This window comes from Paralcaligenes ginsengisoli (genome assembly GCF_054781135.1).
Window position 1 is genome coordinate 1 of record NZ_BAAGUZ010000016.1, and the last position, 26,216, is coordinate 26,216.

Annotated in this window: 23 protein-coding genes and 2 pseudogenes; 15 read left to right on the forward strand and 10 right to left on the reverse strand. The window is 57.1% G+C overall.

Annotated features, from left to right (window positions below; translation table 11 throughout):
* Positions 1–571 precede the first annotated feature (571 nt).
* Entirely contained in the window at positions 572–2,140 is a 1,569-nt protein-coding gene (locus tag ACYVIS_RS09525; RefSeq protein WP_460873840.1) for an aldehyde dehydrogenase (NADP(+)), read from the forward strand.
* Between the two features lie 135 nt (positions 2,141–2,275).
* Entirely contained in the window at positions 2,276–3,085 is an 810-nt protein-coding gene (locus ACYVIS_RS09530; protein WP_460873841.1) for a class I SAM-dependent methyltransferase, read from the forward strand.
* A gap of 197 nt (positions 3,086–3,282) precedes the next feature.
* On the opposite strand, the gene ACYVIS_RS09535 is transcribed toward ACYVIS_RS09530, so the two are convergent.
* From ACYVIS_RS09535 to ACYVIS_RS09545, 3 genes are all read right to left on the reverse strand, one after another.
* The gene (locus ACYVIS_RS09535) at positions 3,283–5,895 is read right to left on the reverse strand and encodes an autotransporter outer membrane beta-barrel domain-containing protein (protein ID WP_460873842.1); all 2,613 of its coding nucleotides are present in this window, start codon (positions 5,893–5,895) and stop codon (positions 3,283–3,285) included.
* Positions 5,896–6,082: 187 nt separating this feature from the next.
* Entirely contained in the window at positions 6,083–6,745 is a 663-nt protein-coding gene (locus ACYVIS_RS09540; protein ID WP_460873843.1) for a dihydrofolate reductase family protein, read from the reverse strand.
* 337 nt (positions 6,746–7,082) lie between these two features.
* Entirely contained in the window at positions 7,083–7,826 is a 744-nt protein-coding gene (locus ACYVIS_RS09545) for an SDR family NAD(P)-dependent oxidoreductase (protein ID WP_460873844.1), read from the reverse strand.
* A gap of 563 nt (positions 7,827–8,389) precedes the next feature.
* Between ACYVIS_RS09545 and ACYVIS_RS09550 the strand changes: the two genes are divergently transcribed.
* On the forward strand, positions 8,390–8,641 hold the full coding sequence (locus tag ACYVIS_RS09550; protein ID WP_460873845.1) for a hypothetical protein: 252 nt from the start codon (positions 8,390–8,392) through the stop codon (positions 8,639–8,641).
* 152 nt (positions 8,642–8,793) lie between these two features.
* On the opposite strand, the pseudogene ACYVIS_RS09555 reads toward ACYVIS_RS09550, so the two are convergent.
* Both ACYVIS_RS09555 and ACYVIS_RS09560 read right to left on the reverse strand, forming a co-directional pair.
* Positions 8,794–8,964: pseudogene (locus ACYVIS_RS09555) on the reverse strand (transposase); the annotation flags it as partial.
* A 126-nt stretch (positions 8,965–9,090) separates the two neighbouring features.
* Entirely contained in the window at positions 9,091–9,510 is a 420-nt protein-coding gene (locus ACYVIS_RS09560; RefSeq protein WP_460873846.1) for an RrF2 family transcriptional regulator, read from the reverse strand.
* A gap of 92 nt (positions 9,511–9,602) precedes the next feature.
* Between ACYVIS_RS09560 and ACYVIS_RS09565 the strand changes: the two genes are divergently transcribed.
* Positions 9,603–10,583 (forward strand): alpha/beta fold hydrolase, encoded by a 981-nt coding sequence (locus ACYVIS_RS09565; protein WP_460873847.1) that lies wholly within the window; start codon positions 9,603–9,605, stop codon positions 10,581–10,583.
* A gap of 132 nt (positions 10,584–10,715) precedes the next feature.
* Here the strand turns inward: ACYVIS_RS09565 and ACYVIS_RS09570 are convergent.
* Positions 10,716–10,820 (reverse strand): annotated as a pseudogene (locus ACYVIS_RS09570) (ATP-binding domain-containing protein); the annotation flags it as partial.
* A 270-nt stretch (positions 10,821–11,090) separates the two neighbouring features.
* Between ACYVIS_RS09570 and ACYVIS_RS09575 the strand changes: the two are divergent.
* From ACYVIS_RS09575 to ACYVIS_RS09585, 3 genes are all read left to right on the forward strand, one after another.
* On the forward strand, positions 11,091–11,393 hold the full coding sequence (locus ACYVIS_RS09575; protein WP_460873871.1) for a type II toxin-antitoxin system HigB family toxin: 303 nt from the start codon (positions 11,091–11,093) through the stop codon (positions 11,391–11,393).
* Positions 11,394–11,396: 3 nt separating this feature from the next.
* On the forward strand, positions 11,397–11,768 hold the full coding sequence (locus ACYVIS_RS09580; RefSeq protein WP_232741582.1) for a helix-turn-helix domain-containing protein: 372 nt from the start codon (positions 11,397–11,399) through the stop codon (positions 11,766–11,768).
* 101 nt (positions 11,769–11,869) lie between these two features.
* Complete coding sequence (locus tag ACYVIS_RS09585) at positions 11,870–12,112, forward strand: type II toxin-antitoxin system CcdA family antitoxin (protein WP_232741583.1); 243 nt, start codon at positions 11,870–11,872, stop codon at positions 12,110–12,112.
* A gap of 37 nt (positions 12,113–12,149) precedes the next feature.
* Here ACYVIS_RS09585 and ACYVIS_RS09590 read toward each other — a convergent pair whose 3' ends face one another.
* The gene (locus ACYVIS_RS09590; protein WP_460873848.1) at positions 12,150–13,109 is read right to left on the reverse strand and encodes a 3-hydroxyacyl-CoA dehydrogenase family protein; all 960 of its coding nucleotides are present in this window, start codon (positions 13,107–13,109) and stop codon (positions 12,150–12,152) included.
* 152 nt (positions 13,110–13,261) lie between these two features.
* On the opposite strand from ACYVIS_RS09590, the gene ACYVIS_RS09595 reads away from it, so the two are divergent.
* The 8 genes from ACYVIS_RS09595 to ACYVIS_RS09630 all read left to right on the forward strand — a co-directional run bounded on the left by ACYVIS_RS09595 (position 13,262) and on the right by ACYVIS_RS09630 (position 22,444).
* Positions 13,262–14,332 (forward strand): hypothetical protein, encoded by a 1,071-nt coding sequence (locus ACYVIS_RS09595; RefSeq protein ID WP_460873849.1) that lies wholly within the window; start codon positions 13,262–13,264, stop codon positions 14,330–14,332.
* Between the two features lie 33 nt (positions 14,333–14,365).
* Positions 14,366–15,937, forward strand: coding sequence for an AMP-binding protein (locus ACYVIS_RS09600; RefSeq protein ID WP_460873850.1), 1,572 nt, complete (start codon positions 14,366–14,368; stop codon positions 15,935–15,937).
* A 73-nt stretch (positions 15,938–16,010) separates the two neighbouring features.
* A complete protein-coding gene (locus ACYVIS_RS09605) occupies positions 16,011–16,790 on the forward strand; it encodes an enoyl-CoA hydratase/isomerase family protein (RefSeq protein ID WP_460873851.1) in 780 nt (259 codons plus the stop codon).
* Between the two features lie 51 nt (positions 16,791–16,841).
* On the forward strand, positions 16,842–18,422 hold the full coding sequence (locus ACYVIS_RS09610; protein WP_460873852.1) for an AMP-binding protein: 1,581 nt from the start codon (positions 16,842–16,844) through the stop codon (positions 18,420–18,422).
* A 141-nt stretch (positions 18,423–18,563) separates the two neighbouring features.
* Positions 18,564–19,628, forward strand: coding sequence for an ABC transporter substrate-binding protein (locus ACYVIS_RS09615; RefSeq protein ID WP_460873853.1), 1,065 nt, complete (start codon positions 18,564–18,566; stop codon positions 19,626–19,628).
* A gap of 6 nt (positions 19,629–19,634) precedes the next feature.
* Positions 19,635–20,465, forward strand: a complete 831-nt coding sequence (locus ACYVIS_RS09620; protein WP_460873872.1) for an ABC transporter permease — start codon at positions 19,635–19,637, stop codon at positions 20,463–20,465.
* Between the two features lie 6 nt (positions 20,466–20,471).
* Positions 20,472–21,356, forward strand: a complete 885-nt coding sequence (locus ACYVIS_RS09625; RefSeq protein WP_460873854.1) for an ABC transporter permease — start codon at positions 20,472–20,474, stop codon at positions 21,354–21,356.
* 29 nt (positions 21,357–21,385) lie between these two features.
* Entirely contained in the window at positions 21,386–22,444 is a 1,059-nt protein-coding gene (locus ACYVIS_RS09630; protein ID WP_460873855.1) for an ABC transporter ATP-binding protein, read from the forward strand.
* 10 nt (positions 22,445–22,454) lie between these two features.
* On the opposite strand, the gene ACYVIS_RS09635 is transcribed toward ACYVIS_RS09630, so the two are convergent.
* The 3 genes from ACYVIS_RS09635 to ACYVIS_RS09645 all read right to left on the reverse strand — a co-directional run bounded on the left by ACYVIS_RS09635 (position 22,455) and on the right by ACYVIS_RS09645 (position 26,208).
* Entirely contained in the window at positions 22,455–23,315 is an 861-nt protein-coding gene (locus tag ACYVIS_RS09635; RefSeq protein WP_460873856.1) for an IclR family transcriptional regulator, read from the reverse strand.
* A 206-nt stretch (positions 23,316–23,521) separates the two neighbouring features.
* Positions 23,522–24,709: a mannonate dehydratase gene (gene uxuA, locus ACYVIS_RS09640; protein WP_460873857.1), complete on the reverse strand. Its 1,188-nt coding sequence runs from the start codon at positions 24,707–24,709 to the stop codon at positions 23,522–23,524.
* Positions 24,709–26,208 (reverse strand): mannitol dehydrogenase family protein, encoded by a 1,500-nt coding sequence (locus ACYVIS_RS09645; protein ID WP_460873858.1) that lies wholly within the window; start codon positions 26,206–26,208, stop codon positions 24,709–24,711. The genes uxuA and ACYVIS_RS09645 overlap by 1 nt, the downstream gene beginning before the upstream one ends.
* Positions 26,209–26,216 lie beyond the last annotated feature (8 nt).

Below are 26,216 nucleotides of genomic sequence, written 5' to 3' on the forward strand. Positions count from 1 at the left end.
CTTGCATCCCGATCCAGGCGCCGGCCGCGGCGGACTCAAGCTCGCTCACCCTGCCTGGGCCGCCACCCCCGCTCGTATCAGGACTTTCCGTATGAAGACTTTCCGTATGAGGGTTTTTGCGTGAGAGATTTTGTAGGGGGGGGGGGCCTCCTTTGCATGGGGTCTGTTTTTTTGCAGTTATGAACTATGGCCGTAAGTTCACGCGATTATGTGGGGATTGCAGGGGCATCTACGTGCTTGCTTGCGGACTCGTAAGGGCTTGTTGTTCACGAGTTCGGAGTCAGTCTGTGACTGCTCGTCGGAAAAACGTTTGAAACTGGCATCCATAATTAGCGTTCCATCAAGATGTATGACATCTCATATTCTTTTATAATCTATTGTGGCCAAAGAAAAATACAATTGGAAAATCGGGTTTACTATGGATAAACTAAGATATTAGTATTTCTGCGCTTTGGCTCCGTCATGCTGCTTCAGGGTTTACGGGCCGGTTTCATGGCCGGCAAAGCTACTTTTTAATTAATGGATGGCTATGGCATACAGCCGCTGCCGTCCCTGCACGACAAGGTATATTGTGAATATTACGGGTGCTATGCTGATCGGCGCCGAAGATGTCTTCGGTTCCAACAAAGAAATCAGGGCCATCAATCCGGCCACCAACGAAACTCTGGAACCGGGCTTCAAGGGCGGCAACGCCCAGGACGTCGATCGTGCCTGCCGCCTGGCGCAGCGCGCCTTTGCCAGCTACCGCGAAACCACGCTCGAGCAACGCGCCGTGTTTCTCGAAGAGATTGCCGAACAGATCATGGCGCTGGGCGATGATCTGATCACCCGCGCTCACCAGGAATCCGGCCTGCCTCTGGGCCGCCTGCAGGGCGAACGCGGACGCACCGTCGGTCAGTTGCGCCTGTTCGCCTCGGTTGTGCGCGCCGGCCGCTGGCTCGATGCGCGCGTCGATAACGCTCAGCCCAATCGCACGCCCATACCGCGCAGCGATATCCGCCTGCGCTACATTCCGCTGGGACCGGTCGCCGTCTTTGGCGCCAGCAACTTTCCGCTGGCCTTTTCCGTGGCCGGCGGCGACACCGCGTCGGCGCTTGCCGCCGGCGCGCCGGTCATTGTGAAGGCTCATTCGGCCCATCCCGGCACCTCCGAACTGGTTGGCCGCGCGGTGCGCAAGGCCGTGCAGCAATGCGGCCTGGACGAAGGTGTGTTTTCGCTGTTGTTCGGCGCTGGCAGCGATGTCGGGCAAGGCCTGGCTGCGCACCCCATTATCAAGGCGGTTGCCTTTACCGGCTCGCGCAATGGTGGCGTAGCGCTGATGCATACGGCAGCGGCTCGCCCAGAACCTATTCCGGTATACGCCGAAATGAGCAGCATCAACCCTGTGTTCCTGATGCCCGCCGCGCTCAAGGCTCAGCCGGAAAAAATCGCGCAAGGCTTCGTGGCCTCGCTGCTCATGGGAGCCGGCCAGTTCTGCACCAACCCCGGTCTGGTCATAGGCCTGGCCTCGCCTGAACTGGATACGTTCGTACAAGCCAGCAAAGACGCTGTCGCCCAAAGCGCCACCGCCACCATGCTGACTCCGGGCATCCATAGCGCCTATCAAAAGGGTGTGGAGCAGCTTAGCCATCATGCCGACATTGAAGTGTTGGCCCGCGGCCAGGCTTCCAATGCGCCCAATCAGTGCCAATCGGCTCTGTTGCGCACAACGGCCGACGCTTTCCTGAAAGACCCGCACGGACTGGGCATGGAGGTGTTCGGCTCGAGTTCGCTGGTCATCGAATGCCGCGACGCCGCGCAAATGCTGGCCATCGTCGAAGCCCTCGAGGGCCAGTTGACCGCCACATTGCAGATCAAGGAAGGCGAAGACCAAGCACTGCTGTCCACACTGATCCCCGCCCTGGAGCTCAAGGTAGGCCGTATTCTGGCGAATGGCTATCCCACCGGAGTCGAAGTCTGCCACGCCATGGTGCACGGGGGCCCATTCCCCGCGACGTCGGACAGCCGCAGCACGTCGGTTGGAACCGCCGCCATCTATCGCTTCCTGCGTCCAGTGTCTTATCAGGATATTCCGGACGCATTGCTTCCCGAAGCCTTGAAGGCCGCGAATCCATGGAGCATTCCGCGCCTGGAAGATTGAAACGTAACCCTAGCCATTTGGCGTAAGGGCGCCATTTTAGGCGCTCTTACCTCTTTTTAAATGCGCCGACCCCGTTATTCGAGCGTATGATTTTCACATACCAAAAACACTTTAATTTTCAAGTGGAGGTATGTCATGGACGGAAAAGTAGAAGCACATAATGAACGCCCCGCAACCGTGTGGGGATCCGGCGGAGACGCCTATAACGAAATCAGCCATCAGATCGCCAGCGCGCTCGATCACTGTGTACTCAGAATCAATCCACAGCCAAACGAACGCATTCTGGATTTGGCCACAGGTACCGGATGGACATCGCGCCTGCTGGCACGCCGCGGGGCGAAGGTGACCGGCGCCGACATCGCCACCGACCTCCTCGCTGCCGCCAAAGCGCGAGCAAAAGCCGAGAACTTCGAGATCACCTACCAAATCGGCGATGCGGAAAAACTCCCTTTTGCGGATGGCAGTTTCGACGCCGTCGTTTCGACCTTTGGCGTAATGTTCGCAAGCCATCCGGAAGCGGCGGCGGCCGAGATGGCCCGGGTCTGTCGCAAAGGCGGACGTCTCGGCCTGGCGACCTGGACGCCGGACGGCAATGTCTACAAGATGTTCGTGGTGATGCGGCCCTATATGCCTCCGCCGGCGAATCCCGCGCCACCATCCCCATTCGCCTGGGGAAACCGCGATCGCGTCCAGGAGAGGCTGGGTTCCAGTTTCGACCTGAAATTCGAGGATGGCATCACCACCTACTACGATCAAAACGGCAAGGCCGCGTGGCATGCATTCTCCACCGGATACGGCCCCACCAAAGCCCTGGCCAACAGCCTGGACGATGTCCGACGGGCGCAACTCCAGAGCGACTTCGCCGCCTTCCACGACGAATTCGCCACGGACATAGGCATCGCCGTCCCCCGCGAATACCTGCTCACGATCGGCACGCGGCACTAGACTCATCGATGCCGTGCGTAGGGGCGACTCTCGCGGCCGCCCGTGGGTGACGTACCGGCCTGAACGGGCAGGCACAAAGCCCGCCCCTGCAGAGCCTGGTGTGGGCGTTCCCAGAATCCCCATGCCAGATTACGACACCTTGCGTGAGCATTCCGGGGATGTCCATGCCAGGTTACAGAACTTTGTGCGGAAAAATCCTAGAATGCCCACACCAAATTCAAACGAGCGCCGTGGTCTTGCAGGCGGCGGGCGAACTGGCCGGCGTAGGCAACGCCCAGGCTCACATTCCTGGCGAGTCTGGCCTGCACACCCAATTCGAATTGCCAGGCCTGGCGCGCCAAAGCTTGGCCCTCGGACTCAAAGACCGCATGCCGAGCGCCGTCCCTGAAACTTTGATGGGAAAAAGAGCGCACGGCACCGCTGACGTGGCGCCAGGCCAGCAGGCCCCGGATCCTGGCGGCGCCCACGGCCGTTTCAATTTCGTGCGTCAGCCTTAATCCCAGCGTGGTAAATAGCGCCGACGAGCGGGCAGGCAAAACATCGAGCGCTGCTGGCCCGCCCTGTTCGGTAAAGCCGTCGATATGGGTTCGCACCCAGGCCAGGCGCACGAAGGGCGCAAGAGTCGATGGGGATTTCGTTGCAGGTGAATGCGATGACGGGGATTGCAGGTGATCACTCGAGTCGCCCCTACCCATGAAATCCGTGCCCGCGGAGAGCGGAGATATCCGAGCCGATGTTGCCGCGCCCGCCGATGGCAACGATATGGGCCAGGCCACTTCCCCGAAGATTTGCGTGCCGCCGGCTTGATAGCGGCTTTGCAGATCATCATACAACCCGGCCACAGCGACCTTTCGGCGGCTTTCCACGCCATGCCGGGAATGCGCGGCGCCCAGCGCAAGCACGCTGCCCCGCCAGCGGCCGGCCAGGTTCAGGCCAAGGTGCGCGCTGTGAATCCGGGCATTGGCCATGGATTGGCCGCGCCACACATGGCTTTGCTGGGCGCCAAAGAAACCGCCCACGGCCCAGTCGGTGTTGACCGGCGCACCAAGCCCCAGCACCAGGCCCTGGATACTGCGCTGATCGGCCGGCGTTCCCGATTGAGCGGCTCGATCGGCCGAGGAATAATACGCTTGGCTCCAAAACCGGGGCCGATGCGATTGAGCAGGCAATGCATCCGGCAAGACGCGGGAAGTATGGCCGACCGCTTGCGGACTATCGGCATGTCGCGCTGTCTGTCGAACCGAGCGGCCTTCATCAAAAGGCAAGCCTGGCCCGAACGGGCTTGCGTGCTCAAGCACAGCCTCCCGCACAAAACGGCTATCGTCGATCAAACTGGATTGCAGCGACGCAGCCCAGCTACCCGACAATTGCTGAAATGCCGATCGGGCCTGGGGCTCATCCAGCACCACCACTTTATCGTAAAGCGCCGGCCCTGCCGATCCATCCCCTCCCGCCGCCTCGTCTTCGACGGCATCGGCCACCTGCTCTTGCGTGGGCGTTTCCGCCACCTCGTCGAACGCCGTATCGTTGCGGGTCAGAGTCAGGTACACCTGCTTGTCGTCATAGGTCAAGGACGGCGTCAAAAATGCAAAATTGCTTTGCACCGAGGCGAAGCGACTATTGTCCAGTCCTTGTTCGGCGCGCAAGATCGGATAGTGGGTGCTGGTTTGCCAATCGCCCGCTTCGGCCAGGGCAATTACATCGCCATCCAGCAAGGCCTTGCCGCCGACCTGCACAAAGTCCGCGGCGCCCAGCGGCGTTGCCTCGACCTCGAACCGCGCATTGGGCTTGAACACCAGGTCGCCCTGTACCGTCAGCGTGCCTAGGCTGTTGCCCGCGGCCAGCGTGCCGCCGTCCATGATCGTCGCCGACCCGACCGAGCCCACGCCTTGCAAGCGCGCGCCCCGATTCACCCGCACCGATCCCGAAAAAAATCGATCCACCGCCAGCGTACCCTGATTCACCGTCGCCGCGCCGAAATACGCCATGGCATCGGCACTGATCCGCAAGCGTCCCGCCCCCTGCTTCACCAGCGGCGCCGCGCCGGCCAAAGTGCCCGCCTGGATAGCCTCGCCGCTATCCACCGTCATTTGCACGCTATCGGCATAATCGGCCGGCACGACATCAGCGTACGAACCCGCCGGCACTTCCCGGCTGATATCCATCGCCTGCAACTGCAGCGTATTCAGCAGCGTGATGCCCGGCGCATAACTCAGGACCGTGCCCGTATTGGCGTTCAGCGTCCGGTAGTCGCCTCCCAAAGCGCTATTGCCGGCTACATGCAGCGTGCCTTGCAGCAGCAAGGTATTGCCGGCATAGGTGTTGGCTCCCGACAAAACCAGTGTGCCGGCCCCCAGCTTGGCCAGACCCTCGCGCGACGGCCATACATTGCCGATGGGGCCGTTCAAATGCAGGGCCGTATCCGCCAAGGTATTGATAACAGCCCGTTCGCCGATCCGCACTTCGCGGTTTGACTGAAACGATCCGCCCACATGCAACGCACCCCCAGAAAACACAAAAGGCGCATCGGGGGAACCCCATTGCGCCTCGTTCTCGATAATTTCCCAGCCATCCGGCGGCGGCGACCACAACACCGCCGACAAAGGATCGTGCTGCCGCTTGTGCTCAGTTTCGGCCAGCGGCGCGGCCACCACCAAATCGCCCAGCCCCATACAGGAAACCCCCGCGGCCGCCACTAAACTCCACAAATACCTGCAAACCGGCAACCCTTGCCGCGGCCCATTGCCCGCGCCGACCACCTGAATCCCACTTTCTTCCAACGGCAACACCGATACTCTTTGAATCGTCATTGTTTCCTCCGATAGGATAAAAAAGTCACATTCGTGACGATCGGATTATGAAACATTTAGATTTGTTTTGGTATATTTATTTATATTTTGATGCTTGGACGATGGCGTTCAATCGCCATGCGTGGGGCTGGCTGGGGGCTGGTCTAAGCGCCGCGGCCCGTCAGGGGCGCCGGCCTTCAGCAAGGAATTAAGCGCCCCTGTGCCCTTGGCGCCGCAGGACGACATGCGTGGCCTTCTCCGACGCTACGGATTCAACGCATTCGTATCCCAGCGCCCGCAAGTCAAGCCCTTCGAACAGCGATTCTCCCCGGCCGAGCAGGATCGGCGAGATAGCAATATGCAGTTCATCAATGAGCCCCTCACGCAGATACTGCCGTACTGTGCCCGGCCCACCGCCGATCCGTACGTCCATGCCGGCAGCGGCTTCGCGTGCACGGTCTAGCGCCTCGCGAATGCCGCCTGTTATGAAGTGGAACGTCGTGCCGCCTTCCATCTCGATGGGTGGGCGCGCATGATGGGTCAAAATGAAGGCTGGCACGTGATACGGTGGATTGTCTCCCCACCAGCCTTTCCAGTTGGAGTCCGGCCAGTCCCCACGAATGGGCCCGAACATGTTCCTCCCAAGGATCCAGGCCCCAACATTCTGAAAGCTACGGGCGGCGAAATCATCGTCAACTCCGGTCGTACCGCCGTCCCTGCCGAACAAGACCCTCTGGAACGTGCGTGTTGGGACTAGCCACTGATGCAGTTCCGTCCCGCCAACGCCGAGCGGATTGTCGATGTCTTGATTTGGGCCTGCCCCGTATCCGTCAAGCGAAATGGTGAAGCCATCAACGCGAACTCGTGTCATCGTTTGCCTCCGTTCAGACACCCAACAAGTAATGAGCTTAGCGACGATCTACCAGAGGCATCCGGTGCGGTAATTTATTGGACTGATGCGGTGCCATACCACTAATCTTCCGCCTTGGGTGCGCTAAGGCTCTCGCTATAGTAGCCCGATTGGTCGAAGCAGCAAACACATCGCAGCTACTCGTCGGATAAACACAAACCAGCTTACATCGTTCACAGGAAACTGCCCGAGCGCACCAATTTAGCCAAGCCCAAAAATTCCGAATCAGCTTCTGGCCACAAGGCGATTTTACAAACGCAGGGCCATCCGCTTCAACTGGCCGATTGACACGCACTGGCTAGGTGAGGTTCAAGCCACCATCCGACAGTAGAATTTCGCCCGTCAAATAGTCCGAGGCGACCAGCATTGCAACAGCCTGGGCAATGTCTTCTGGACTAGCCGCCCGACGCATAGGCGCCCGTTCTTTCCAAAGTTGCTGTGCCTGCGTCCAGCCCGCCGTCATAGGCGTATCTACCAGGCCCGGTGCGACGGCGTTCACTCGGATATGCGGGGCAAGCGAAAGAGCAAGCAAGCGGGTCACATGGTTTAACGCGGCCTTGGTCGCTGCGTAAGGAATGGATGCACCCTTTGGTCGGACCCCGGCATGCGAACTAACATTAACGACACACCCAGGCTTGCCCCGCGCGGCAGCATCCCGGAGCGCGGATTCCGCATGCGCTACCAAACGAAATGGGGCAACGACATTGACTTCATGCAGTTCCTGCCATACATCCGGCGTGGCCGCCAAGATATCCGCATGCGGAATTACGCGACTGACGCCGGCGTTATTGACCAGCACGTCGAGTCGCCCCCACACGGCAATTGCTTCGCGGACAAGCCTCTCCCGGTCCGCCTCATTAGCCAGGTCGGCTTGCACATACGCCCCCTTGGCGAACTCGCCGGCCAACGCATGCCCTGCATCGACCGAACTGCGCGAATGCAAAACGATAGCGAATCCCTCGTTTGATAGCCGTCGGGCGATGGCAGCGCCGATACCGGAAGTAGAGCCGGTGACAAGGGCAACAGGAGACGAAGAGTTCATAGACGTATCGATATCAAGAGTAAAGGGCTATCCATCGCAGAGCGCAGGACGTAATTTGGCGGCTTAACTTGTGGCCGATTGTAGCCAAATACAGATGGTCGAATCCGCCCCAAAGCAGCCTGTCGAAGATTGCCGATGAAGGCTACACACTTTCGATGTCGCTTAGCGACCAGCCCGTCGCTTTAGCAATCTGCGCATCGGGTATCTGCATTGTTTGCAGATTGCGGACAATCGCCGCCGCAGGCCGGGCAAAGACGCTGACACAAGTCTTTGATTGTGGGCAAACTGGGCCATGTTGTGAACGACCCATTGATTTTGAGAAGATGAAGTTCCTCGCCAGCCACTTAATCAGGATTTGGTGAGAAAGAGTTCAAAAGTTAGCGAGACCGGATTGCAATTGCGAGCGGCGGGTCTGCAACGGTAGCGGTCGGGCCCGTTGGTTGTGAATATTGGCAGAAGGGCGTGAGAAGCTGACGGAGGCCTCGTATTGGGAGTAAGGTACAAAGTAGAGGCCTTGATTGCCCGGCACTTTGGCCTGTGCCGCCAGCGGAAACCAGAACCTTATGAAGACCCTCCACTTAGCACTGCGGCCAGTCCTTGTCGCGGTCGCGTGCGCGTCGATTGCCGCCTGCGCGGATAATCCGCCCCGGCAAACCGATCTGGACTATCGGAGCCATCCATCTTCCACGACGCGAGGCGCGAACAGCACCCCTGGTTCTTCGGGTCAGCGTTTGACCATACAGTCCGGCGAAGGGGAAAGGTTGAATCTTCCCTGGTTCATCCGGGACACACAAGATTGGATCAACAGCAACTGATCCCGACAGGATTCACTAGTCGTGAGCGACCGCTTCTGGCCGAGGCTATGTGGAAACGTATTGGAAGCCTGAGCATGTGCGGCGTTTGGTACTGAAGCATGCCGTTGATCATACGCCGCCATCCAACTTACTTATGCGTTGAGCAGCCTTGCAAGCGATGCTTTGGCTTCTCGCTCAAGCCGACGACTGGACTGGATACGATTAAGGTATCCGTAGATGTAGAGTTTTAGCAGAACAGCGGGATGATAAGCGGGGCGCCCCGACGCAGCAGAATCAACACCACTGAAGCCCAGCGACTGAAGATCAATCTCATCGACGAAGAGGGTGGGCTCATTTTAATGGGGATCAGGCGAACAGCGAAGGGTTTTCGCAAAGCCTCGGCCGATAGAAGACATGGGCTTGAACGATTGAACTACCAACCACATTCAAGGTTAGCTTACTAAACCACGTCAGTTCATTTCTTGAAAAGATGAAGCCAAGTCAGCCAACATAATGCCATTCAGCTCCTTGATAAAACTATCTTGGGCTTTTTGAAGTGCGCCGTCAATCGCGGCATTTACAACTTTCTCCACCGGGCATTTTGGATGGTCAGACGACAGACCAATTGAAAATATTTGCGTATCACTCAGCGCGGCTTGTACTTCGCGTAGAGAGATATCCTTCGCTGGTTTCGCAAGCACCCAACCGCCACCTTTACCTCCTTCTGACTGTACGATGCCGTGAGTTCGCAGGCATCCCATCGTCCTTCTCACGACGACGGGATTGGTATTGAGCATGAGTGCAATGGTTTCTGAAGTCTCACGACCACCAAATAAATGCATATGTACCAAAACATGCAGCATGCGAGGCAAACGTGTATCGGTACGCATTTTTATCTTTCTGACTTGAAGAGATTATGGGTTGACCTCGAAGTATGCGTAACTTATCATGTTACGCATACTTCGAGTTGGGAGATTTTAGCGTGAACTACACACAGCATCGCATAATTAGCGTCAATGGAATCAACATGCATATTGCCGAACAAGGTAATGGCCCTTTAATTTTACTCTGCCATGGCTTTCCTGAAACATCATATTCCTGGCGTCACCAACTCAAAGAACTGGCGGCAGCCGGATTTCATGCTGTGGCACCGGACATGCGTGGCTATGGAAAAACGGATAGTCCTGCTGAGATTGAATCGTTCAACGTGTGCGAAATTGTCGCTGACATAGTTGGATTGCTCGATGCATTAGGAGAGGAGAAAGCAGTCATCGTTGGCAATGATTGGGGAGCCACTGTCGCATGGCAAGCAGCCTTACGGCAACCACAGCGCTTTCGTGGTGTAGTGGCATTAGGTGTTCCCATGATGCAGCGAGCACCAGTAGCTTCTTCCAGCTTCTTTCCAAAAACCGACGACGAGGAACTCTACGCCTTGTACTTTCAAACACCAGGCGTTGCCGAAGCTGAGCTTGATGTTAACGTAAAAGAAACGCTTCTTAAGATTCTGTTTGCCGCTTCTGGTGAAGCGGGCCCACGACTTCCCAACGACGGAACACCCAATCCATTCGGTATGGTCTCGCGTAGCGAAGGTTTGCTCTCCGCTCTCCCAATACCCGACCAGCTCCCACCTTGGCTAACTCAAGATGACCTGGCCATTTTTGCTGAATCATTTGAGTTCAGTGGATTTCGCGGTGGCTTGAACTACTACCGGAATCTGGACAGAAATTGGGAACTCGAAGCGGCCATGGCTGGCATTCCAATAACAATTCCTGCACTTTATCTGGTCGGCGAACGCGATACAGGACTAAGTATTCCAGGAATGAAGGAAATAATCGCGTCAATGCCTTCTTTAGTCACTGACCTTAGAGGCAGTATCGTTGTGCGTGACTGCGGTCATTGGCTTCCACAGGAGCGGCCCTCCATTCTCACTGATTCGATTATTGATTTTGCGAATAGCTTGTAAAACCAACACTACTGGATGTCTGCTTTTAGCCGATTGTAGCTAAGGATGGATGGCCGAACCCGACCCAGTCCTGCCGTTCGTCTGCTTAATCAGACTCATCGAACGCCTTGAAACGTGGGGCGGTTCAGTGCTTCATGCGAAGGGGGGCCGGCTCATATGGGCAGATGCCTGCACAAGGACAACGCATCGCTCTTTAGCACGTGTGACTGCGTTATAGAGCAAACGCCTCTTCTGGTCGGCGCTGGGAGAACGACTGCTCGACCAACTTCATGACCTCTTGCTTTGAGAACTCCAACTTCGCCCGGGTTCGACGTTGAATCTCCAGCCATTCGGTGACATCCCTGGCTGTCCTAGCTTTCGTGCACTGCTGCAAGTATTGAGCTTTTCACCTGAGTTTTATTGGTCATGGCAGATCTCCTGTAACGATCCGTTCTCGACGGCTTCCTTCAATTGTGATTCGATAAGTTAATGCTTGCATTAGTCCCAATATGGGACTATAGTTATTTCATGCGAGTGATAGCGATCTGCACCTTACGTCAGTTCTGGGAAACTCACCCTGCCGCTGAGCAAGCAATTAAAGCCTGGGTGGACGAGGCCACTCAAGCAAACTGGGCCCAACCTGCTGATATCAAGATTCAATATCGTAGCGCCAGCGTTCTGAAAAACCGACGCGTCGTGTTTAACATCAAGGGCAATGACTACCGCCTTATTGTCGCCATTGCTTACCGCATCGGCATTGTCTACGTAAAATTTATCGGCACCCACGCCGAATACGACAATATCAACGCCGAAACCGTAGAAATGGAGTAACTCATGGAAATCCGTCCCATCCATACCGATGCCGACTACAAGGCCACCCTAAAAGAAGTTTCTCGTCTCATGGAAAGCGACCCAGAGCCAGGGACGCCAGAAGGCGACCGCCTTGATGTGCTTGCTACCCTAGTGCAATCCTATGAAGCAAAGAACTATCCAATTGACTTGCCCGACCCCATTGAGGCCATCAAGTTTCGGATGGAGCAAGCAGGCCTCACCGCCAAAGATCTGGAACCGATGATTGGCCAGCGTAATCGCGTCTACGAAATACTGAACCGCAAACGCGCCTTAACGCTCCCGATGATCTGGAAGCTGCACCGGCAGCTTGGCATTCCGGCCGAAAGCCTCATCAGGCCCACCTCGCACGCATGACTAAAACTAGCCGCATCAGGGCGAATGAGGACCTTCGGCTTGCTCCAGCACCAACACCGAAAGATCAGCGACCCGCATATTTATGCGCATTGAGAGGCAACATGGAAAAGATCTCTTTAAAGAAGACCGCGCCCAAGCGGGCAACGAACATCACTCTATCTGTCGATGTTTACAATGAAGCCAAAGCCTTGGGCATCAACCTATCGCAGACTTGCGAGCGCAGCGTGCGCGAAGCGATACGCACTGCCCGCGCCTGGACTGCTGAATATTCGGATTTCATTGCGGCCCATAACCGCTTGGTGAAAGAAGAAGGCCTTCCTCTCGATCAATGGCGCTCGTTCTGACACGGCGCGTTTTTAAGCACCACCGCCCTCCCCCAAACTACGGCTTTATTTCCGGCAATTCATCCGCCAATATTTCCAGGCCCGCGCGCAACACGCGGTTGTAGCGCTGCCTTTCCGCCTTGATGTCGGCATCGGACCACTTATAAAACCCCTGGCCCGACTTCATGCCCAGGGTGCCGTTCTTGGGCTTGTCGGCCAGGACCGGCGGCGGTACGGACGCATTCGACAGCGATGGGTAAATCGTCGCCGCGGCCGCGGCGTGAACGTCCAGCCCGGCATGTTCCTTCTGCATGATGGGCCCGGCAGCCAGGTAGCGGAAGCCAAAACCGAAACGCACCGCGGCATCAATGTCTTCAGGCGTGGCAATGCCTTCTTCGATCAAGGAAAACGCCTCGCGCCCCAGAGCATGCTGCAAGCGGTTGGCAATGAACCCGGGCACATCCTTGCGGACCAGAATCGGCACCGAGCCGCAGCGGCGCATGAAGGCGATCATCGCATCGGCCACGCCCTGATCGGTAGCGGGACCCATAACGACTTCCACCAGCGGCACAATATGCGCCGGCATGAAAAAATGCAGCCCCACCATACGTTCCTGTGTGGCCAGGCCTTCCCCCACCTGGCTGATGGGAAAGCTGGAACTATTGCTGGCCAGAATTACATGGGCAGGCGCCTTGTCGGCCAAGGTTTTGAATAGCGCGCGCTTGATGTCCAGCACTTCCGGCACACACTCGATCATCAGGTTCACATCGGCCCAATCCAGATCGTCGACGGAACTCGCCACCCGCAGAAGCCCCAGGTTGTTCTGCTTGCCTATGGCCTGAAGGTTCGCTTCGATCCGTTCACGAATCGTGTCGTGCTGCGCCCGGTTCGGCTCAACCACACAGGTCCGGCAATCGGCCCGCAGCAACACCACGGCAACGTCCGCCCCCATCGTCCCGCCGCCCACTACCACAGCACGCGCGCCGGACGGCGCCCCAAGCAAGTTTTTCTGCGTCATGTATTCAGCCTTTTCGAATCAATGCCGATATCGTACCGCGATCGTGCCTAGGGTTTATCCCGATCTCTTTCACGAGCAAAGTTCTTGCAATGCGGATCGATCATCAATATATTGATATACACTAAATATTATTTATATGCGATATTTTCAATATGACTACAAATACCCTTGACACCCTGCAGGATGACTGCGAGCTGGCGGCAAAATTTTGGGGCCGCACTTTTGGAGCCTTGGGCGCTGTAGTGGTCCGAGAAAAGGGGGAGCAGGCGATCAAAACGCTATGGTCTTTGATGCTGCACCAGCATCAGCAGGGCTTTTATCGCCAAGGCTTGCAGAAACTCGGCATAAAAGACGACGAACCGCCCGCGGTGGCGGCGGCCAAATATCACTGGTACACCAACCTGATAGGCGGCCTCTCAATGGAATACGTTGAAGAAACGCCCAAGAAGGTCTGGATCCGCTATACAGCTCCCATGTGGACCTACCCCGGCACCACTCTCATGGCGATGCCCTCTTCCCTGCGGCGCACCATTTTTTCCATCTGGCATCCCGCCAACGGACGCATGATGGGCAACAAACGCCTGGGATGGGTCGCGACGAAATTCATCATGGAAGGCCATCCCTACGATGAAGGCTATTTCATCGAGTACGACCACGACCTCGCGCCGGGTGAAGAGCTCAAGTTCGAGCAAGCCCATAGCACGCCGGAATTCGATGCGGCCAAGGCGCCCAGGCTGGACCCCGAAGTCTGGCCGGAAGCCCGCATGCTCAAGGCGCGGCGGAATTGGTCGCGCGAATACGTCAACACGACGGTCGATTGCCTGATGCAAATGTATGGCCCATATACAACCCATTATTTGGTAGAGCAGACCATGCGATGCATGGCAGTCCAATACACCCACGAGTTGAAGAAAGATGCGGCGGTGAACGGAAACAATGCCGCCGCCGTGGCGGAGTTCTTCGCACGCATGCTGAGATCGCAAAATCAAGATTTTCAGGTCAAGGAACTCAGCGACACACATATCCAAATCGAACTGGCCTCGTTTCTTCCATTCAGTGGCCAGGTATCGGAAGGCCTGCGCCAAGCCAGTTTCAGTTTCCAGACCATGGCGGCATGGATCATGAACGGCCGCATTTCCGTTACACGCAAATCATCGCCGGATATTTTCAATCCCGAACGCGAAGTATGGGAAATCAAAGATACCGGGCACTGGCTTTACTAATACCGATTCAATATCCGGGGGGGGGCATACACAGTGTCTTCTTATATAGATTCCCGCCTTACGATCAGTGCGCTTCTACGCGAACGGGCTTTGCAAAACCCCGATCGGATTTTTTGCCGCTGGCAAGGCCAGGAAATATCCTATGCGCAACTTGACAGCGCTGTGGACCGGATGGCGCATCGCCTGCTTGAAACGGGCGTGGCAAGCGGACACCGGGTAATCGTGATGCTGCCGCATCACCCCGATCATATCTTTGTCTTGTTGGCGCTGATTCGATTGGGCGCCATCACCGTTCCCGTAAATACGCAATTACGCGGCGCGAGCCTGGCTTATATCCTGGAAAATGCAGAACCCACGGCGGTGATTTGTGATTCCATGTACGCAGGCCAGCTCTTGCCCGAGCTGACAGGCAAACCCACGCTCACGCTGTGGCGGACTTCCGTGCCCGCCGATGCCCCCGATTCCGCTCTGCCGCTGCCGATGGGCGAGTTCAACCTGCAGGGCGTCGAATGCCCCCCGCTACCCTGCGCGGGGAAGGCCGATGACGTCGTGGCCATCTGTTATACGTCCGGCACCACGGGCCCACCCAAAGGCGTCCTGATCACCGACAAGATGTGCCGCTGCGCCGCTACCAGCTCTCTGCTTGTCTCAGGCATGCACGATGGCGATATTCCCTTGTTCTGGGAACCCATGTACCACTTGTTCGGCATCGAAGTGCTGATTCTGGCCCTGCTGAAGCCCATAACACTGGCCATGGTGGAATGCTTCAGCGCCTCGCAATTCTGGCAATGGGCGCGGGCAAGCAATGCCACGCATATCCATTATGTGGGAGGAGTGCTGCAGCTGTTGCTCAAACAACCCCCGTCGCCGGCGGATCGCTGCCATAGCGTACGCGTAGTCTGGGGCGGCGGATGCCCGCCCGAGGTTTGGGAAGAATTCGAAGCCCGGTTCGGAGTCCGCCTGCGAGATACTTTCGGCATGACCGAAACCTCCGCGCTGAACCTGATCAACACCGAAGGAGTGCCCGGATCGGTCGGAAGGCCGTTGCCTTACTTTGAAGCCAAGCTTGTCGACGACCAGGGCAAGGCGGTTCGGGCCGGACAACTAGGGGAATTGCTGATCCGTGGAAAAGAGCCGGGGCTCACTACGCCGGGCTACTTCAGAAACGACGAGGCAACTCGCCAGGCCATCCGCGACGGCTGGCTGCATACCGGCGATTTATTGAAGACCGATGAAAACGGCCTGTTCTATTTCTTTTCCCGCAAGAAGGACTGCGTGCGTCGGCGTGGCGAGAACGTGTCCGCCTGGGAAGTCGAGCACATCATCAACAAACATCCCGAGGTAGAAGAAAGCGCATTGGTTTCGGTCGACAACGAGTTCGGAGACGAAGACCTGAAGGTGTTCATCAAGCGCACTTCCGGCGCCGACCTCAATGAACCTGGACTGCTGGAGTGGTGCGAGTCGCGGATGGCGCGATTCCAGATTCCGCGTTTTGTCGCTTTCATTGATGAATTCCCCAAGACATCGACCCAGCGCATTCAAAAGCATCGGCTCAGCAAGGCAAAAGACGATTGCTGGGATGCGGAAAAAAGGGTTGCTCAATGACACGCAGGACCGTCAGGCACGAAGCCCGACAGTCTCATTCGACAGGTTTTGTTTCAACAGAAAGGATTACACCATGGCTAGCAACGAAGTTCTTGTCGCCCGCAGCGGCGATGTCGCAGTAGTAACGCTGAACAAGCCGGAACGGTATAACGCCTGGACGCGAGCCATGCGCATGACGGTGGCCGAGGTGCTGGGCCGCCTGGGCGCCGATGACAGCGTCAAGGCAATTGTGGTGACGGGAACAGGCGACAAGGGGTTTTGCACGGGTCAGGATTTCTCGGAGTCGCAGAATTTCAAAGACGACCAGACCAGCCGCGCATGGCTATATGAAATAAAAGATTTCTATGATTTGATCCGGCGCATTGAAAAACCGATAGTCGCCGCCTTGAACGGCATTGCGGCCGGCTCGGGCTTTCAGTTCGCCCTGCTCATGGATTTTCGTATTGCTCACGAAGACGTCACCATGGGCCAACCTGAAATCAATAACGGTATTCCCAGCGTGGTAGGGCCTTGGGTGATGTCGGAACGCATCAGCCTGACGCAAACGGTAGATCTGGCTTTGACAGGCCGGCTGGTAGGCAGCAGCGAAGCCAAGGCCATGGGCCTGATTAATAAAATCGTGCCGCGCGACCAAGTCTTGCCTACCGCGGTGGCGCTCGCCGCCGAACTGGGTTCGAAACCCCCTGTTGCCTTGCGTTTTACCAAACGGGCATTCCGCCAACGCACCCAGGCGGGATTCGATCTCGCCTTCCAAGTCGCGGAAGAGGCTCAGATCTCGGCATTCGCCTCGGGCGAACCGCAGCGTTGCATGGAAGAGTTCTTTCGCATACGCGAAGCCCGAAAAGCGGGCTGACCCATTGTTCATATATCAACAAGGCAGGCAGTGAATCAAAGAGGACCGGATGTGCTGATTACTTTTCGACAGCTGGTGCAGCTGAGGGCTATGGAAAATGGCGCCGACACGTTTTGTCTGTTCGGCGACGAAATCCTTACCTTCGGCGAGCTGAAACAACGAATCGATGAAACCGCGGCGGCGCTCCGCTCGGCCGGAGTGCGGCCTGGCGACCGGGTGGCCTTGATGCTGCCAAATTGCCTGGATCATATCTATTTGTTCTTTGCACTGGCCTGGATAGGCGCCATAGCGGTTCCCGTCAATATTCATCTGCGAACATCCGGCCTGTTCCTGCAGCTTAAAAACGTCAAGCCGCGCTTTGCCATTGCGGACTCCGCATATACCGAATTAAGCGAGGCATTGGCCCAGCTCGCCGATGTCGAACAGGCCTTTTGGCGGGGCGGTTCCATTCCTCCCAACTCCCGGGGCGATGCGTCTCTTGAAGACGTCCTGCGTCATGGCCGGAACGACCCCGTACCGGATTTTGACGCAGGTCTGGATCAGCACTGCGCCATTTCCTATACCTCCGGCACCACGGGCGAGCCCAAAGGGGCTGTGCTGAATCAGCGCTGGTTTCAAATAGGGGCGAAGAACGCGGGCCTGCTGGCGGATGTGCGGCCCGGCGACGTCCTCTTCATGTGGGAGCCATTTTTCCATGTATCAGGATGGATGACCGTGCTGATTTGCCTGCAACACGGCACCGCGATGGCCATGGTCGAACGCTTCAGCGCCAGCCAGTGCTGGGATCAGATCAAACGCTATGGCGCGACTCAGTTCCATTACCTTGGCGGAGCGATGAACCTGCTGCTCAAGCAGCAGCCCAGCCCCGTCGACAAGGACAATCCTGTGCGCATCGCATGGGGTGCCGCAGCTCCGGCGCATAGCTGGCGCGAATTCGAATCGCGTTTTGGGGTGACCGTCAGAGAGGGCTATGGCATTACAGAAGCCGGGAACTTCACGATGCTCAACCTGAACGGCCCGGTGGGTTCGATCGGCAAGCCGGTCGAAGAGTTCGACGCATGGATCGAGACAGACGATGGCAAAAAGGCCGTTGCAGGCGAAGTGGGCGAAATCGTGCTGCGCGCCAAAGCGCCTGGTATCGCCATGGTCGAATACTTCGGCCAGCCGGGGAAATCCGCCGAGGTGCTGCGCAATGGCTGCGTGTACTCGGGCGACTTGGGGTACCAGGATAAAGACGGGTTCTTCTATTTTTCCGGGCGCAAGAAGGAAGCCCTGCGCCGCCGCGGCGAAAACGTGTCCGCCTGGGAAGTGGAGCGGATTGTCAACGCGCATCCAGCGGTGGAAGAGTCCGCCGTGATAGGCGTGCCTTCGGACATGGGGGAACAAGACATCAAAGTCTTTGTGCGCGTGGCCGCGGGCATGGCAATAGAACCGCTGGAAGTCATCCGCTGGTGTGAACGCAGCCTGGCGTATTACCAGATCCCCCGCTACGTAGAATTTGTGAGCGACTTTCCACGCGGCCCTACGCAGCGTATTCGTAAAACCGAACTCCCGATTGCGGTCGCGGATAGCTGGGATTTTGAAACATCGGGCCAGGAATCGGACGCCCACCGCGTGAAGACAGCGAATTAAACGCCATCGGGCCGGCACGGCCGGCATCTGAAAGGCGTGGCCGAAGTCGGGCCTTGCGGTATTCTGCCGCTGCGATCCATGTAAATGGGCGCCACGGCGAATGTGTAGTCACCATATTATTAATGAGACAGGAGACCTACCATGAAAAATAGTGAACTCAAGGGGCCGGCAATGAGCCGGAGATCATTGCTGAAGGCTGCGGCAGCATCCGCCATCCTGGGTGTGGGAACCTTGCCATGGGCGCGACGGGCCATGGCGGCCAATCCCCTGGTCATGGTCAGCTATGGCGGTTCGTATGCCGATGCGCTCAAGACGGTGATAGCCGATCCGTTCAGCAAGGAAAGCGGCATTCCCGTACAAATCCTCAATACGCCGGACCTTGCCAAAGTAAAAGCGCAAATCACTTCCGGCAATGTCAGCTGGGATATATTCGACGCGTCGGGCCCCTTGATCATGGCGGGGTCAAACGCTGGCTACTGGGAAAAAATCGATACATCCATCGTGGACACTTCCAAAGTCGTCGGCGGACTGGGCCCAGACCGCGTACCCAACTACATTTTTTGCGGCGGCGTAGCCTGGAACCAGGAGCAGCACCCCAGCAATCAGCCCAAAAATTTCAAGGACTTTTGGGATGTGAAAAAATTCCCCGGGCACCGGGCCTTGCGCAATCGTGTTTCCGAAACATTGGAAATGGCTTTGCTTGCCGATGGCGTGGAGCCTAAAGCGCTGTATCCGCTGGATGTGGAACGCGGCTTCAAATCATTGGACCGTATCAAACCCCATGTCAGGAAATGGTTCGAGCAAACAACCCAGATGGTCACCTTGATCCAGAGCAAGGAAATCGACTGGATCTACGCCTACCCCAACCGGATCCGTGTCGCCCAGGAATCAGGTGTACCTCTCCAGTTCTCGTTCGCGCAGACGCTGAACGCTTTCAACTATATGGCGGTCTTGAAAGGCGCCAAAAACAGGAAAGCGGCGATGGAGTACATTAATTTCGCGCTTCGCCCTGAAATACAAGCCAAGCTTGCCGACAAGCTTGGCCTGGCGCCCGCGGTCAAAGGGGCGGACGCCATGATGTCCGAAGCGTCGCGCAAGTGGCTGCCCGATGTCAAAAGCCCGAACAATGTATTCATAGACGACGAATATTGGGGGAAAAATTACGCGACATTGGACAAGCGCTTCAAAGAATGGATACTCGTCTAATTGTCTATGATCAAACGCGTTCCTCATATCCAGCCATCGCTTCTGGCCTTTGCCTTTTTGGCAATAGCGGTCTCTGTGCTTTTCTTCGTGGTGCCCATGGTGCTTATCAGCTCGCACATCGGCAGCGCGGAGAAAAGCATAGTTGCGGGGCTGGTCGAGGTTCTTCAGTCGAAACTGGTCTATGTGGTTTTCCTGAATACGCTGGAAATCAGCTTTACCGCCGCGATACTAAGCGTGGCGCTGGGATACCCGGTTGCACTGCATATCATGCGGCAGAAGGGCCGTTTGAAGATAATCTGCTTCATGCTGATATTGATGCCGTTCTGGACCAGTATCCTGGTCAAGAGCTACGCGTTCCTGGTGATTCTTGGCGACAATGGCTTTATCAACAACCTATTGCGTGCAGTTTTCGGCATAGAGGGTTTGAACATGATGTTCAACCGTTTTGCGGTCATGGTGGGGATGACCAATTTCCTGGTTCCTTATGCGATTTTCCCCATCCTGGCCAGCCTGACTGCGCAAAACCTGTTGGTGCAACGCAGTGCCGAAGTCATGGGAGCCTCCAGGCTAAGGATCTTCTGGAGCATTACATTCATACAAAGCCTGCCCGGGGTACTGGCCGCACTGCTGATGTGCCTGGTCATTTCGATGGGCTTTTTCGTGACGCCGGCTTTATTGGGCGGAAGAAAGGACATGATGATGGCCAATGTCATCGATATGTACACCCGTGAAATACTCGATTGGCAGAGCGCATCGTTGATTTCCTTATTCCTGCTGGTATTTTGCGCCTGCCTTTCAGGGCTGATCCTGAAAATCCAATCGCGCACCGGAGGCTAAGCGGCCATGGCCATCTCGACCCGCTCCGATTCCATCCCGCCCCAGGCGCCGCCATCCGACACCCGCCGCAAGCGGTTGCGCTGGCCTCATATTTCGACGCTTCTGGCCTGCTTCATTTATATCTACCTGATCCTGCCCAGCCTGACGGTCATCCCGATCTCTTTTTCCAAAGATTTTTCGCTGAGGGCATCGAGCTTCTCTTTAATCCTCTATCGCAAGCTATTTGCGTCGAACGAATGGACCTCGGCCATTGCGCACAGCGTCACGGTTGCCGTACTGGCATCCACGCTGGCCGTGCTTGCGGGCATTCCGGCGGCGTATGCGTTTGCGCGAGGCCGCTTCAAAGGCAAGTCCATAGCGCAGTTGATGGTGATATGCCCGCTCTTTGTTCCGGTTATCGTTATAGCGCTGGGCCTGTATTTCCTGGGTGCGGCAACGGGCATCCTGGGAACCCTGACCATCCTGGTAATGGCCCACACCATGTATGCAATGCCTTTTGTCGTGGTGATGATTCTAAGCGGGCTACGCCAGGTGGACCCCAGCCTCGAGCGCGCCGGCCTGATCATGGGCGCATCATCGCTAAGAGTATTCCTGCAGATCGTACTGCCGCAGCTGTACATCGCCATATTCGCAGGCTGGCTATTCGCATTCCTGGTCTCATTCGATGAAATCGTCATTGCCTGGTTCGTGTCGGGGCCCAAGACGGTCACCCTGCCCGTACGCATGTACAGCAGCATCATGTGGGACAACACGCCGGAAATAGCCGCCGTATCCACTCTATTGACATTGTTCTCGTTTGCCATTTGCCTGGCTTTTGTATGGCTTGGGGCAAGCCCCTTGCATCCGGCCAAGCCGCCACGGCAAGATCCCGCCAGGCGAATCCAGGGCTAGAACCACTGAACGACACAAAAGGAAGAGACATGGGCAGTGTGACTTTAGAAGCGATCGGCAAGACATACGCGGACTGCATCGCACTGGATGGCGTGAGCCTGACGGTAAAACAGGGCGAGTTCATGACTCTGCTGGGCGCAAGCGGGTCTGGCAAAACAACGTTATTGAATGTGGTCGCCGGCATGATTGCCCCGGATCAAGGCAAGGTCCTGATCGACGATGTGGATATGACCTGGATCGAATCGCGCAAGCGCGGACTCGGCATGGTGTTCCAAAGCTATGCCCTGGTGCCGCATATGTCCGTGCTGGAGAACATTGCATTTCCCTTGAAGATCCGCCGCGTTCCCAAGAGCGAGATAAAGCGGCGCGTGATGTCGATACTGGATATAGTCCAGTTGGGGCATTTAGCCAATCGCAAGCCCAAGGAACTTTCAGGAGGCCAGCAACAACGCGTAGCCATCGCCCGATGCCTGGTTTATGAACCTCCCGTCATTCTCATGGACGAGCCATTAGGCGCCCTCGATAAGAAACTGCGCGATCAGCTACAACAGGAAATCCGCCGCATCCATCGCGAGACCGGGGTAACCATACTTTACGTCACCCACGACCAGGAAGAAGCACTGTTTCTATCGGACCGCATCTGCTTGATGCGGGGAGGAAAGATCGAGCAATTGGGCACTCCGACAGAACTGTATTTCCAACCGCAAAATGCATTTGTCGCCGACTTCCTGGGCGAATCCAATCTTTTCGACTGCATCCTGGAATCAAAAAATAGCGCGCGGCTGGCAAATGGCCAACCTGTGTCGGTGGCCAACAGCGATCAAATCGATTTGAACAGCAAAGCGCAACTGCTTGTGCGCCCGGACCGCCTTTCCTTCCTGACCGCATCCGAACATCGAACCAATGAAGTGAATGGAATAGTTGAAGAAACAGCCTTTGTCGGCGAGGTAACACGCTATAGCGTCCGCGTCGGCGGTCAGATTATCCTGGTGAAATCCAACGGCCACAGGCTGCCAGGCGGCCTTGGCATTGGCTCGCCCGTTCGGCTGGGCTGGGAATGTGCGGATAGTTTGCTTCTGGCTCAGTAAAGCAAAACAATCAACGTGGCTGGCCCGAAATCGCCGCGGCTGTCGACATTACCAGATCGGCTATCCGTTTCTCATCGCGATGCGCATTCCAACGGCTTTTGGAAACGGATACGTTAACGGCACCGATGGGATTCCTATTGCTATCCAAGATAGCAGCAGCGGTGGAAACATCGCCTAGATAATATTCCCCCTCTGCGCGCACGAATCCCGCCGCCCGTATTTTCTTCAGACGAGCCAGGATTTCTTCCGGGCTATTGGATGTATAGGGCGTATAGGCAATCAGGTTAGTGCGAGCCAGTATTGCCTCTGCTTCTTCACTTGGCATATACGCCAATATTGCCAACCCGGGTGCGGCACAAAAAGCCGGAATGCGCGTGCCCACAATTACGTTGGGCGCAAGCATATGGGAACTGGCAATGCGCATAACATAAACGATATCAACATCGTCCAGTACCGTCAGATTGGTGGCTTCTTCCGCTTCCTGGGCAAGATGTTGAATATAGGGAATTGCCCTACGCGCCAATTCGTTCGAGGCCAAATAACGGTATGAAAAATCCAGCAATCTCGGCGCCAACTCGAATTTTTTCGTAGCGGCGTCCTTACTCAGATAACCGAGCGTAGTCAGCGTATACGTGGCGCGCTGGGCAGAACTCAGATCCAGATCAGTATGATCGGCAATTTGAGACAGTGAAAGCTGCGCCTGAGTGCCATCAAAAGCCAACAATACACGCAAGGCTTTATCGACCGAATTAACAAACAGCGTAGATTCTTTTCCCTTCAACGCCCGCGACCCGGTTGACGGTAATACGCCAGAGTCAGAGGGATGTATTGAAACCCTCTCGAGCATTGCAGATTTTTTTGGGGCTGTCATAGTGACTGCTTATCAATATTGCGACATAGAGAATTGTATGATAACCAATACTCCTTCATGAAAAAACGTCGCAGCCCTCATTGCAGTCGCCCTTCAAATGCAACGACACCAATCCATCGCCACCCGGGCGGGCACAAGGCCCGCCTCTACACGAACCGAGCGGTGGTGACCACAAGGGCCAACCCACTACGGGTCGATCCAGCCAGCTACCGCCGAGCAACCCCCATATACTCCAAGGTCCGAATCACCCCCCTTAACTCCGCCAGTCCTTTCAACCGACCTATATACGAATACCCAGGATTGGTTTTCTTATTGATATCATCACCCAGCAAATGACCATGATCCGGGCGGAACGGGATTTCGATCTGCGCATGGCCCTGCTCACGGCGGCGGCGTTCTTCCTTCAGCAGGCACGCCACCACACCTATCATGTCCGACGAACCGTCCAAGTGCTCGTCCTCGAAAAACGAACCATTGGCTTCATAGGTCACATCGCGCAAATGCGCGAAATGGATGCGATCGGCAAAGGCCTTCACCATATCCACCAGCACATTGCCGGCCCGCACACCCAAAGATCCCACGCACAAAGTCAGGCCATTGGCCGCAATCGGCACGGCATCCAGCAAGCGCCGCAAATCGTCCTGCGTGGACACAATGCGCGGCAAGCCGAACAAGGACATCGGCGGATCATCGGGATGTATGCCCAGGTGCACGCCTTCGGCCTGGGCGACTGGCGCGACCTCTTCCAGGAACAGCGTCAGGTTGCGGGCCAGGTCATCGGGGCTGATGTCGTCGTACTGCGCGATCAGGCGCTTCAAGCCCGCTCGATCATACGAAAAATCGGCGCCCGGCAGGCCGGCGATAATGGTTTTCTCCAGCCGCTCGGCGTCGGCATCGCCCAGGCGCGCGAAACGCTTTTCGGCCTCGAGCACGATCTCATCGCTGAAACTGTCGCGCGCCTTCGGGCGCTGCAAAATAAAAATATCGTAGACCGCGAAATCGTTGATATCGAAGCGCAGGGCATAGCCTGTGGAAGGCCGCTGCCACATCAGGTCGGTGCGCGTCCAGTCGACAATCGGCATGAAGTTGTAGCAAACGGTGCGTATGCCCGCCCGGCCGCATTGCGCCAGGGAAGCCTTCCAGGCCTGGATATCCGACTCGAAACTGCCCGTGCGCAGCTTGATCGATTCCGGCACGGGAATGCTCTCGACCACAGACCAGCGCAAACCCGCCGCTTCAATCGTGGCCTTGCGCTTGGCAATTTCGGATTCAGGCCAGGCAATGCCGGCGGGCACATGGTGCAGGGCCGTCACGATGCCCGTCGCGCCGGCCTGGCGAATATGATTCAAAGGGATAGGGTCGCTTGGGCCGAACCAGCGCCAGGTTTGTTCCATTATTGAACTCTCGCAGAAGCCAGGGCGGACAGCGTGGCGCGCACGCCCTGGGATAACAGGTTTTGCAATGCGTGGACAACACTGCGTACAAAAACAGGATTGCCGGGCAGGTCGCGCCCGAACACCTGGGCAAAGCCCAGCACAGCGGCGACCAGGCCATCGGCCTGCGTACCGACGCGGGCCAGCGCCTGCGCCAGTTCGTCCGCCATGGGATCATTAATAGCCAGCACGCCGTGCTGCTCGTCGCGGCCCATCAAATAGCGGATCCAGGCGGCCACCACCAAGGCATGACGGTCGATCGGCAAGCCGCGCGCCAGGCGCAGGCGGATCGGCTCCAGTATGCGCTGCGGCAATTTTTGCGAACCGTCCATGGCAATTTGCGCGGTCAGGTGGTTCAGCGACACATTGCCGAAACGCTGCACCAGCGACTGCATGTAATCGTCCAGGCCGACCCCCGCAGGCATGGCCAGGGTGTCGGCCGCATCGCCCATCAGCGCGCGCACAAACCGCGCCAGGCCCGGGTCCTGCATGGCCGCGGCCACGGTTTTACAGCCCGCCAGTCCGCCCAGGTACGCCAGGGCCGAATGGCTGCCGTTCAGCAGGCGCAACTTCATTTCTTCGAAAGCGCCGACATCATCGGTAAAGGTCGCGCCCACACTTTCCCACGCGGGGCGATTCGACGAAAACGCATCTTCGATCACCCATTGCGAAAACGGCTCGGCCACCACGGGCGACGCATCGTGCGCGCCCACCAGTTGCTCCGCCCTGGCCAGGTCGGCCGGCACGACGGCCGGCGTAATGCGATCAACCATGGTGCAGGGGCAGGCATAGTGGTCCAGCAAATGGCGTTTCAGCTGCGCATCGCTGAACATCGGCTGCGCCAGTTCGGCATAGCGTTCCAGCACGCGCCGCAGGGTCAGGCCATTCGAGGGCAGGTTGTCGCAGCTTAGAATCGTGAACGGCTTGACGCCGTTCTTCTTGCGCTCATAAATCGCCGCCACCAGCAGGCCTATGGCCGTGTTCGGATTCCACGGCGCGGCCAGGTCGGCTCGGATATCGGCGTGCGATTCGTCCAGCGTGGCCGATGAGGGCTCATAGCAATAGCCCTTTTCTGTAATCGTCAGGCTGACAATCTCGGTCAAGGGCGAACACAATTGCTCTTGCAGGCGCCGCCGCGACTCGCCCAAGCACAGCACCTCTTTCAGGCTGCCGATAACACGCGCCCGCGTGGTCCCGTTATCGTCGACCAGCAGCGTGTACAGGCCGTCTTGCGGTGTCAGCGCCTGGCTGATGGCCGGGCTGCGCAGGCTCGCCGCCGCAATACCCCAGCGGGTATCGCCGCCGGCCATGACATCGTCGGTATATACCGCCTGATGGCTGCGATGAAATGCGCCCGCCCCCAGATGCACGATGCGCGACTCCACACGCGCCCGGTCATAGGAAGGAACGGCCACCCCCGGCTTCAAGCCGCCTAAAGTACCTTGCGAAAGTCTGTTCATAGTGTTGG

What these genes read in the sequence shown, in the direction of transcription:
- ACYVIS_RS09530 (WP_460873841.1), top strand. Translation starts at nt 2,276, where the DNA reads ATGGACGGAAAAGTAGAAGCACATAATGAACGCCCCGCAACCGTGTGG.
- ACYVIS_RS09535 (WP_460873842.1), bottom strand. Translation starts at nt 5,895, where the DNA reads ATGACGATTCAAAGAGTATCGGTGTTGCCGTTGGAAGAAAGTGGGATT.
- ACYVIS_RS09540 (WP_460873843.1), bottom strand. Translation starts at nt 6,745, where the DNA reads ATGACACGAGTTCGCGTTGATGGCTTCACCATTTCGCTTGACGGATAC.
- ACYVIS_RS09545 (WP_460873844.1), bottom strand. Translation starts at nt 7,826, where the DNA reads ATGAACTCTTCGTCTCCTGTTGCCCTTGTCACCGGCTCTACTTCCGGT.
- ACYVIS_RS09550 (WP_460873845.1), top strand. Translation starts at nt 8,390, where the DNA reads ATGAAGACCCTCCACTTAGCACTGCGGCCAGTCCTTGTCGCGGTCGCG.
- ACYVIS_RS09560 (WP_460873846.1), bottom strand. Translation starts at nt 9,510, where the DNA reads ATGCGTACCGATACACGTTTGCCTCGCATGCTGCATGTTTTGGTACAT.
- ACYVIS_RS09575 (WP_460873871.1), top strand. Translation starts at nt 11,091, where the DNA reads ATGCGAGTGATAGCGATCTGCACCTTACGTCAGTTCTGGGAAACTCAC.
- ACYVIS_RS09580 (WP_232741582.1), top strand. Translation starts at nt 11,397, where the DNA reads ATGGAAATCCGTCCCATCCATACCGATGCCGACTACAAGGCCACCCTA.
- ACYVIS_RS09585 (WP_232741583.1), top strand. Translation starts at nt 11,870, where the DNA reads ATGGAAAAGATCTCTTTAAAGAAGACCGCGCCCAAGCGGGCAACGAAC.
- ACYVIS_RS09590 (WP_460873848.1), bottom strand. Translation starts at nt 13,109, where the DNA reads ATGACGCAGAAAAACTTGCTTGGGGCGCCGTCCGGCGCGCGTGCTGTG.
- ACYVIS_RS09595 (WP_460873849.1), top strand. Translation starts at nt 13,262, where the DNA reads ATGACTACAAATACCCTTGACACCCTGCAGGATGACTGCGAGCTGGCG.
- ACYVIS_RS09605 (WP_460873851.1), top strand. Translation starts at nt 16,011, where the DNA reads ATGGCTAGCAACGAAGTTCTTGTCGCCCGCAGCGGCGATGTCGCAGTA.
- ACYVIS_RS09615 (WP_460873853.1), top strand. Translation starts at nt 18,564, where the DNA reads ATGAAAAATAGTGAACTCAAGGGGCCGGCAATGAGCCGGAGATCATTG.
- ACYVIS_RS09620 (WP_460873872.1), top strand. Translation starts at nt 19,635, where the DNA reads ATGATCAAACGCGTTCCTCATATCCAGCCATCGCTTCTGGCCTTTGCC.
- ACYVIS_RS09625 (WP_460873854.1), top strand. Translation starts at nt 20,472, where the DNA reads ATGGCCATCTCGACCCGCTCCGATTCCATCCCGCCCCAGGCGCCGCCA.
- ACYVIS_RS09630 (WP_460873855.1), top strand. Translation starts at nt 21,386, where the DNA reads ATGGGCAGTGTGACTTTAGAAGCGATCGGCAAGACATACGCGGACTGC.
- ACYVIS_RS09635 (WP_460873856.1), bottom strand. Translation starts at nt 23,315, where the DNA reads ATGACAGCCCCAAAAAAATCTGCAATGCTCGAGAGGGTTTCAATACAT.
- uxuA (WP_460873857.1), bottom strand. Translation starts at nt 24,709, where the DNA reads ATGGAACAAACCTGGCGCTGGTTCGGCCCAAGCGACCCTATCCCTTTG.
- ACYVIS_RS09645 (WP_460873858.1), bottom strand. Translation starts at nt 26,208, where the DNA reads ATGAACAGACTTTCGCAAGGTACTTTAGGCGGCTTGAAGCCGGGGGTG.